The 9,632-nt window shown below is 61.8% G+C and carries 4 protein-coding genes; 1 reads left to right on the top strand and 3 read right to left on the bottom strand.

Translation table 11 applies throughout. From position 1 onward, the window contains the following. Positions 1-139 precede the first annotated feature (139 nt). Together rpoD and dnaG are read right to left on the bottom strand one after the other, a co-directional pair. Entirely contained in the window at positions 140-2,137 is a 1,998-nt protein-coding gene (gene rpoD / locus AC07E3_RS21040; RefSeq protein WP_478364644.1) for an RNA polymerase sigma factor RpoD, read from the bottom strand. 359 nt (positions 2,138-2,496) lie between these two features. Further along, a complete protein-coding gene (gene dnaG, locus AC07E3_RS21035) occupies positions 2,497-4,434 on the bottom strand; it encodes a DNA primase (protein ID WP_478364642.1) in 1,938 nt (645 codons plus the stop codon). A gap of 221 nt (positions 4,435-4,655) precedes the next feature. Here dnaG and AC07E3_RS21030 point away from each other — a divergent pair, with 221 nt between their 5' ends. Beyond that, the gene (locus AC07E3_RS21030; protein WP_478364640.1) at positions 4,656-7,037 is read left to right on the top strand and encodes a putative bifunctional diguanylate cyclase/phosphodiesterase; all 2,382 of its coding nucleotides are present in this window, start codon (positions 4,656-4,658) and stop codon (positions 7,035-7,037) included. Between the two features lie 22 nt (positions 7,038-7,059). Here the strand turns inward: AC07E3_RS21030 and AC07E3_RS21025 are convergent, their stop codons facing one another. Beyond that, the gene (locus AC07E3_RS21025) at positions 7,060-9,426 is read right to left on the bottom strand and encodes a heavy metal translocating P-type ATPase (protein ID WP_478364638.1); all 2,367 of its coding nucleotides are present in this window, start codon (positions 9,424-9,426) and stop codon (positions 7,060-7,062) included. Positions 9,427-9,632: the final 206 nt, after the last annotated feature.

Below are 9,632 nucleotides of genomic sequence, written 5' to 3'. Positions count from 1 at the left end.
CTGATGACGCCTGTTCCTGACAGGCAAAAACCAGAAACCGCACACACTTGAACAAAACCCCGCCGAAAATCGACGGGGTTTGTCAGTGGTCTGAGCCGGGCACGAGGCCCGGCTTTCATCATTTAGAATGTGCTGGCGATCAGCTGTCGAGGAACGACCGCAGCTTGCGCGAGCGGCTCGGATGCTTGAGCTTGCGCAGCGCCTTGGCCTCGATCTGGCGAATACGCTCACGCGTCACCGAGAACTGCTGGCCGACTTCTTCCAGCGTGTGGTCGGTGTTCATGCCGATGCCGAAGCGCATGCGCAGCACGCGCTCTTCGCGCGGGGTCAGCGAGGCGAGAACACGGGTGGTGGTCTCACGCAGGTTCGCCTGAATGGCCGCATCGATGGGCAGAACCGCGCCCTTGTCCTCGATGAAGTCGCCGAGATGCGAATCTTCCTCATCACCCACCGGGGTTTCGAGCGAGATCGGCTCCTTGGCGATCTTGAGCACCTTGCGCACCTTCTCGAGCGGCATGGCCAGCTTTTCGGCCAGCTCTTCCGGGGTCGGCTCGCGGCCGATCTCGTGCAGCATCTGGCGCGAGGTGCGGACGATCTTGTTGATCGTCTCGATCATGTGGACCGGAATGCGGATCGTGCGGGCCTGGTCGGCAATCGAACGGGTGATTGCCTGCCGGATCCACCACGTCGCATAGGTGGAGAACTTGTAGCCGCGACGATACTCGAACTTGTCCACCGCCTTCATCAGGCCGATATTGCCCTCCTGGATCAGATCCAGGAACTGAAGGCCGCGGTTCGTGTACTTCTTGGCGATGGAGATCACGAGGCGCAGATTGGCCTCGACCATCTCTTTCTTGGCGATTGCAGCTTCGCGCTCGCCCTTCTGCACCTGGTTCACGATGCGCCGGAATTCGCCGATGGAGATCGCGGTTTCCTGTGCGAGATTCTGGATCTCCGCACGCAGATCCTCGATCGCCTTCGCCTCGTTCTTCGAGAACTCCTTCCAGCCCTTGCCGGAAAGCGTTGCTACGCGCTCGGTCCAGTTCGTGTCGAGCTCCGAGCCCTGATATTCCTTCAGGAAAGACTCGCGCTTCACGCCATAGCTCTCGGCAAGCCGCAACAGACGACCTTCGTTCTGCACGAGACGCTTGTTGATGTCGTAGAGCTGCTCGACCAGGGTCTCGATACGCGCATTGTTAAGCGAAAGCGACTTCACCGAGGTGATGAGTTCGCCCTTCAGCTGCTTGTAGCGGCGCTCCTGGCTGCTCGACAGGGTGTCGGCGTCCGCCAGGCTCGATTCCACTTTCTGATCCTGCAGCTTGCGCAGCTTCTTGTAGGTGTCGGCGATGAAGTCCAGCGTTTCCATCACGCCGGGCTTGAGTTCGGCTTCCATCGCGGCCAGCGACAGATTGGCCTCATCCTCTTCGTCGTCCTCTTCCTCGGGCTGCCCCTCGCCGCCGACATCGGTGACATCGTCGCCGCGTGTGCGCTTGTGCTTTTCCTCGGCCGCCGGCTTGTTCTCCTCGTCGGGCCGCTGCACGACCGGCGCCTGCTTGGCCTCAGGCCCCGCATAGGTCGCCTCGAGATCGATGATCTCGCGCAGGAGAATCTTGCCTTCGTTCAGTTCGTCACGCCAGATGATCAGCGCCTGAAAGGTCAACGGGCTTTCGCAGAGCCCGGCGATCATCGTCTCGCGGCCGGCCTCGATGCGCTTTGCGATGGCGATTTCGCCCTCGCGCGAAAGAAGCTCCACCGAGCCCATCTCGCGCAGATACATGCGCACGGGATCGTCGGTGCGATCCGTCGGCTCTTTTTTCGTCGTGGTCGCAACCGCGGTTCCCGACTGCGTGGTCAGCTCGCCGCCTTCCTCGCTGTCATTGGAATCGTTGTCTTCCGCAACTTCGTCTTCCTCGACCACATTGATGCCCATATCCGAGAGCATCGCCATTGTGTCTTCGATCTGTTCGGAACTGACTTCGCCGGAAGGAAGGACGGCGTTGAGCTCGTCCATCGTCACATAGCCGCGCTTCTTGGCGGCCTTGATCATCTTCTTGACTGCGTCGTCGGAAAGGTCGAGCAAGGGGCCGTCTGAGCCCTCGCGTTCGGTTTCGACCTCTTCCTTCTCTTTTGTCGCCATGCTTTGCCTTCTCCAACCGAGCGGGGGTCCATGCCACCCCGTCGCCGCCGCTGCAACGGCTGTCCGTCGCGGCATCTCGCAACCTGATTCGTGGTCTAGCGCTGGCCGCGTTAATGCCGGATTAACCCTGATACTTAGGTGGACTCCCTGTCACGTCCAATTTCGGTATCTTGCTCTTGCGTGCTGCCCGCTTTTCCGCGGCAGCACGGCATATTCTCGAATCGATCCTGATTCCTGCATTCCGGTGCAACGTCAAGCCGAAGCGCCGTGATTCGTGTCAAAAAAGCGAATCAAACAGCGATTCTGATGCTTTTTTATGTTTTGGCGGGTCTTGGACACGCCACGATGCCACTTGGTTATCAAGATCGATTCGCACGCCCCGATAGAATGCCGAAGCCTTCTATGAGCGCTTCGGTTGCCTGCAGGTTGCTCAGCTCTGCCTGGATCTCCACCAGATGCCGGGCGTCCTCTTCATTCCAGTCGTTGGCCAGCGCCAGTTCAGCCGCTTTAAGCTCCTTATGTAGAGAGCCTGCGCGCCGGTGCAAGTGGAGGGTCTGCGCAAAGGCTTCCCGAGCGTCATCCAGCGCCGCATTTTCAAGCGCCGGCCACATATAGGCAGATTTCACCCGCGCCTCCGCCTGCTTCCAGATGGAAAGGAGCCCGTCCGCCTCGATCTTCTTCAGAAGAAGCTCGCGATCATGCGTTGGGTTGTGCGCCACCGCATCGAGGATCGCCATGCGCAACCGGCCGAGATCGGCGCTCGCCAGCAGCATCTGGTCGAGCGCGTCGAAATACTCGTCGATCAAAGCCGGGTGGTTCACCAGCGAAACCAGAAGCGCGGCCTCCCGGAGCGGCATGGTCGGCGTCGAGCTGCGCACCAATGCGGACCGGGCAAGGCTCTCGGAGACCGCCAGCCGTCCCGAAGCCCCGCCGGGGCGCCCGCCAAAGCCCCGGTTTCGTCCCCCACCGCCACCATCGCGAAAACCGCGCTGTCCGCCGCGCTGAGACTGATTGCCGCCGAAAAAGGCCCGCGCACGTTCGCGCATATCCTGACTGTAGTGGCGCTTCAGGTTTTCGTCGCCGATCCGCGCCGTCAGCGCCTGCAGATTGCGCTCCAGTTCAGCACGCCGCTCAGGCGTATCGAACACCTTGCCCGAAGTTTCGCGCATCCAAAGCATGTCGGCCAGCGGCCGCGCACCGGAGAGAACCGCAGCAAAGGCGTCCGGCCCCTCCTCCCGCACCAGGTCGTCAGGGTCCTTGCCCTGCGGCAGGAGCGCGAACCGCAGGCTGCGTCCCGGCTGGACCAGCGGCAGCGCAAGGTCTGCCGCACGCCATGCAGCCCGCAGACCCGCCTCATCGCCATCGAAACACAGAACTGGTTCCCCCGACATGCGCCACAAAAGATCGAGCTGATTCTCGGTCAGGGCGGTGCCGAGCGGCGCCACGGCGTTCTCGAAGCCGGCCTGCGCGAGCCCGATCACGTCCATATAGCCTTCCACCGCGATCACCGCCGCGCCCTTGGCGGTCGAGCGGCGCGCCCGCGCGAGGTTGTAAAGAACGGTTCCCTTGTGAAAGAGCTCGGTGTCGGGCGAGTTGAGATATTTGGCGGGCACATCCTTCGACATGGCACGCCCGCCGAACGCGATCACCCGTCCCCGGGCATCCTCGATGGGAAACATGATGCGGTCACGGAAGCGATCATAAGAAACCGGAATATCCGGACCGAACACCACGAGACCACAGGCCTCGATCTGGTCTTTCGTCACCCCCTTGCCGGCCAGGAACTCCTTGAGTGCATTGCGGCTCGATGGCGCGTAGCCGATCCGGAAGGCCTGCTGTGTTGCACTGGAAAGCCCGCGTCCGCGCAGATAGGCCCGTGCCTCCGCGCCCTGCTGTGCCTGCAGCATGCTCTGGAAGAAACCTGCCGCCATGTCCATGACGTCCGAAAGGGAGGCGCGCTGTTGCTCCCGGCGCTCTGCCTGCGGATCGCGCTGCGGCATGGGCACGCCCGCCATATCGGCCACCCGCTCCACGGCCTCCGGGAAGCTGATGCCATCCAGCTCGGACAAAAACCGAAAATGGTCCCCCGAAACCCCGCAGCCAAAACAGTGGTAGCGGCCCTTCCTGTCTTCGCAGTGAAAGCTCGGCGTGTTCTCTCCATGAAACGGGCAGCAGCCCCAGTAATCGCCGCGCGACGCATTCGTCTTCTTGCGGTCGAACGTCACGCGCGTCCCCACCACCTGCGATATCGGCACGCGGTCACGGAGTTCATCGAGAAAGGAATTTGGAAAACGCATTTTGGTCCTGCCTACGCAATCATATAAGCATGATCGCCAGCAACCGCGACCCCTGAAGACGCTTCTTCCCGGTATTCACAGCCTGATATGGCAAGCGGTTAATCGACTCCCGCATACAACTTAACCGATTGTTCAAATGCCGGTGCTAAACCTTACGCCATCGACAGGAAACAGGCCGGAAAACAAGGCCGGTATTGCAAGCAATTAGGGTGGCGGAACAAGTGCTTACGGTATACAACTGCATCGTCAATGAACATGACCTCCGGCTGGTTCTCCTGGCTGGCGTTCTTGGAGCGGTCGCCTCATTTGCTGCGGTGACGCTGTTACGGCATCTGCGCAAGTCGGCGGGTCAGACCCGCCTGTTGTGGACGACCGTCGCTGCGATCTGCTTCGGTTTCGGGGTCTGGGCCACCCACTTCGTGGCCATGCTGGCCTTCTCCCCGGGCATGCCGACCGCCTACGGCGTTCCGCTCACCGCATTGTCGCTGATACTTGCAATCCTCTGTAGCGGCCTGGGCATGTCCGTCGCCACGGCCCGTCCGACACTGGACCACCATCTTGTCGGCGGCTCGATCATCGGAGCAGGCATCGCCGTAATGCATTTCACCGGCATGATTGCGTTCGAAGTGGAGGGCCGGCTGGAATGGGACATGACGCTGGCTATTGCCTCCCTCGTGGCTGGCATTGTCTTTGGCGCTCTGGCGATCCAGATTGCACTGGCGCGCACCTCGCAGGCACGCAACGTCGCCGCAAGCCTGACACTTACGCTTGCAATCTGCACCATGCATTTCACGGCAATGGGTGCCGCTTCCATCATTCCCGATCCAAACATCACCATTTCAGAGTTCTCCGTTCCCTCCACCGTGCTGGCGGCCGCTGTTACACTTGCAGCAGTGATGATCGTTGCACTGACAGCCCTCGCACTTTGGGTCGATATTCGCGACAAACGCCGCGCCGTCGCGGAGGAAAGCCGTCTGCGGGGTCTCGCCAACGCCGCCTTTGAAGGCCTGCTTGTATGCGACGACACCATCATCGTCACCGCCAACCAGAGTCTGGCGAGACTGTGCGGTCGCGACATCGAACAACTGGTCGGCATGGATTTCACCACGATCTTCGGCACCATTGACCGCAATGGCGCCATCGCGGAGGAACCGGTCTGGGAGACCACTCTCGAACACGCCAACGGATCGAGCCGTCCGGTGGAACTCCTCTCCCGCACCATCGACTACAGCGGCAAACCGCATACGGTCATCGCCGTACGCGACCTCTTCGAACGCAAGAAGGCGGAGGCCGACATCCGTCGCCTCGCCATGCACGACACGCTGACCAACCTGCCCAACCGGCGCAGCTTCACGGCGCAGTTGGAAAAGGAAATGGCAACGCTCGCCGATGGAAAATCGATAGCGTTGCTATGCCTGGATCTCGATCGCTTCAAGGAGGTCAACGACCTGTTCGGCCACGCCGCCGGCGACGCGATGCTGCGCAGGGTCGCGGAAAACGCTGGCAGCGTTCTGGACGAGGGGCAGATGCTGGCGCGCCTTGGTGGTGATGAGTTCGCCATCATCGTTCCCGGTATCTCCAGTCACAGGGAGGCAGCGAGCCTGGCCGAAAAGATTCTTGAGGCGTTTCGGGCCGAGAATGCGCGTGCAAGCAGCGACGGCCTCATGTCGACCAGCATCGGCATCGCCCTGTACCCCCGCGATGCAAAAGACCAGGAAACCCTGATCAGCCATGCCGACACGGCGCTCTACAGGGCCAAGTCGGAAGGGCGCGACACCTACCGCTTCTACGAGCACGCCATGGGTCTCGAGGCGCGCTCCCGCAGGATCATGGAGCATGAGCTGCGTCACGCGGTGACCCGCAACGAATTTCACCTCGTCTATCAGCCACAGAAGAAGCTCGATACTGGCGAACTGATCGGCTACGAGGCACTTCTGCGCTGGCAGCATCCAGAACGTGGAAATGTGTCACCCGGCATCTTTATCCCGGTTGCCGAGGACAGCGGCGCCATCGTCCCGATCGGCGAATGGGTGCTCAGGACCGCCTGCCAGGCGGCCGCCGGCTGGAAAAGCAATCTCATGATTGCGGTCAATGTCTCCGCGATCCAGCTCCACAGCATGAATTTCGCACAGACCGTTCACCGCATTCTTCTGGAAACCGGCCTGTCCCCGCATCGCCTGGAGATCGAGATTACGGAGACAGCTCTGGTCCGCGACATGCACCGTGCGCTTACCACACTGCGTCAGTTGAAAGCGCTCGGAATCCGGGTCGCGATGGACGATTTCGGCACCGGGTATTCATCGCTCTCCAATCTGCGTGCCTTTCCCTTCGACAAGATCAAGATCGACGGGAGCTTCATCCGCCAGGTGGACACGAACGAACAGGCCGCCACCATCGTCCGGGCGGTGCTGGGCATCGGTCGCGGCCTTGGCCTGCCGGTCCTGGCCGAAGGCGTGGAAACGTCCGGCGAGTTGAGCTTCCTGGCAAAGGAACTCTGCCAGATCGGCCAGGGCTACTACCTCGGACGCCCGAGCCCGCTCGACGATCTGCAGGAAGATGACATCCAGGCAGAAGAGAAAAGCACCGACGCCAACGCGGCTTAAGCCCTTCGCCCTGCGGCAAATGCTATCCGAGCCTCACGGTACGCAACCGCAGCGCATTGGCGATAACCGATACGGACGAAAGGCTCATCGCCGCCGCCGCGATCATCGGTGACAAAAGAGTCCCGAAAACGGGATAGAGAATACCGGCTGCGACCGGAACGCCAAGCGCGTTGTAGACGAAGGCGAAGAATAGATTCTCCTTGATGTTTCGTATCGTTGCCTGCGCCAGCGCACGGGCGCGTACGATCCCGTTGAGGTCGCCCTTCACCAGCGTGATGCCGGCACTTTCCACCGCCACATCGGCGCCCGTTCCCATGGCGATGCCCACATCGGCGGCGGCAAGCGCGGGAGCGTCATTCACCCCGTCGCCGGCCATCGCAACGCTCGCGCCGTTTTCGCGCAGTTCCTCGATCAGCTTCTGTTTGCCCTCGGGCAGCATGTCGGCACGCACTTCATCGATCCCAAGCCGCTCGGCCACGGCTTTCGCGGTGCGCGCGTTGTCACCCGTTGCCATGATGATTTTCAGGCCGAGATCGTGGAGTGCGCGGATAGCGTCGGCGGTGGTTTTCTTGACAGGATCGGCAACTGCCACCAGCCCCGCGATTTCTCCGTCAACGGAAACAAACATGGCCGTCTTGCCCTCGGCACGCAGCGCGTCGGCGCGTTCAGCCAGACTTTCAACCGGCACGCCCGCATCTTCCATCATCGCCCTGTTGCCAAGCGCGATCCTGTGTCCCGCCACATCACCGGCAACGCCCTTGCCGGTGACCGCGTCGAAATCGTCAGACTTTTCGAGCGCGATGCCCCGGTCTTCCGCTCCGGCCACAATCGCCTCGGCAAGGGGATGCTCCGACCCGCGCTCGAGGCTTGCGGCGAACATCAGAAGCCGGTCTTCGTCCATTTCCCCCGAAGCGATCACATCCGTCAGCCGGGGGCGCCCTTCGGTCAGTGTCCCGGTCTTGTCGACGATGAGCGTGTCGACCCCGGCAAAACGTTCCAGCGCCTCGGCATCCTTGATCAGGACGCCGGCCTGCGCCCCTCGCCCCGTGGCCGTCATGATCGACATGGGGGTCGCAAGCCCGAGCGCGCACGGGCAGGCGATGATCAGCACCGAAACCGCAGAGACAATGGCGAACACCATCGACGGCTCGGGCCCGAACAGCGCCCAGACGATAAACGCCAGTATGGCGACAAGCACCACAGTCGGAACGAAGTAGAAGGAAACGCGGTCCGCAAGCCCCTGGATCGGCGCGCGCGAGCGCTGCGCCTTCGCCACCATATCGACAATCTGCGACAGGACGGTCTCTGAGCCAACACGTTCAGCACGCACAATCAGCGTGCCGTTCTTGTTGAGCGTTCCTCCGGTCACCGGATCGCCCCCGGCTTTCTCGACCGGAACCGGCTCCCCGGTGATCATGGATTCGTCGACCGATGATCGACCTTCCTCGACCGTCGCATCCACCGGAACGCTGTCACCCGGGCGTACCCGTAGCCTGTCGCCCGCCTTTACGTATTCAAGCGGCACGTCGGTTTCCGACCCGTCTTCGGCGATGCGCCGCGCCGTTTTCGGCGCGAGGTCGAGCAGCGCGCGGATGGCCGAGCCTGTCCGCTCCCGCGCCCGCAGCTCCAGTACCTGCCCGAGGAAGACCAATGCGACGATCACCGCAGATGCCTCGAAGTAAACCGGTACGGCACCACCTTCCCCCCGAAACTGAGCCGGGAATATTCCCGGCACAAGCGTGGCAACCACGCTATAGGCATAGGCCGCACCGACACCGATGGAGATCAGCGTCCACATATTCGGACTGCGGTTCACGAAAGACTCATAGCCCCGCTCGAAGAATGGCAGCGCCGCCCAGAGAACGACCGGCGTTGCCAGCGCGAATTCCAGCCACACAGCCGCCGGCTCGCCGATCCAGTGCCGAAACGGCAAGCCGACCATCGGCCCCATCGCAATCAGCAGAAGCGGCACGGCCAGGAATGCGCTGACCTGGAAACGGCGCGTGAAATCCACAAGTTCCGGATTGGGACCTTCATCGCCCGTCGGCACTCCCATCGGTTCAAGCGCCATACCGCAGATCGGGCAGGAGCCCGGCCGATCCCGCACGATCTGCGGATGCATCGGACAGGTGTATCTGGTTCCCTTTGGCGCCGGCTCGGCTTCATCCCGCGCCTTCAGATACCGGTCAGGATCGGTCTCGAACCTGTCTTTGCAGCCTGCCGAGCAGAAGTGGAACCGCTCCCCCTGACGCTCAAGGGTGTGCTCTGTCGCCCCCACATCCACGGCCATTCCGCAGACGGGATCGCGTGCCGTCATCCCGCCGGGTGAGTGTGCTTTTCCGCTATGGTGGTGTCCAAGTGCGTGATGGTGCTTGTCGTCGTGGGTCATTCAACAACTCCTGGAACCAGCTTCGTCCTGCCGTAACGCTTCCAGCAACTGGAAGGTCAAGCATTACAGCCATTCCACTGCCAACGCAAAAAGGGCGGCTCGGTTGAGCCGCCCTCAGACCACTGACAAACCCCGTCGATTTTCGGCGGGGTTTTGTTCAAGTGTGTGCGGTTTCTGGTTTTTGCCTGTCAGGAACAGGCGTCATC

The sequence above is a fragment of the Nitratireductor lacus genome (assembly GCF_056431025.1).
The sequence above is the reverse complement of the archived record's forward strand: the minus strand, read 5'-3'. Positions and strand labels throughout refer to the sequence as shown.

Coding starts and splice junctions, on each gene's coding strand:
- rpoD (WP_478364644.1), bottom strand. CDS start 2,137: ATGGCGACAAAAGAGAAGGAAGAGGTCGAAACCGAACGCGAGGGCTCA.
- dnaG (WP_478364642.1), bottom strand. CDS start 4,434: ATGCGTTTTCCAAATTCCTTTCTCGATGAACTCCGTGACCGCGTGCCG.
- AC07E3_RS21025 (WP_478364638.1), bottom strand. CDS start 9,426: ATGACCCACGACGACAAGCACCATCACGCACTTGGACACCACCATAGC.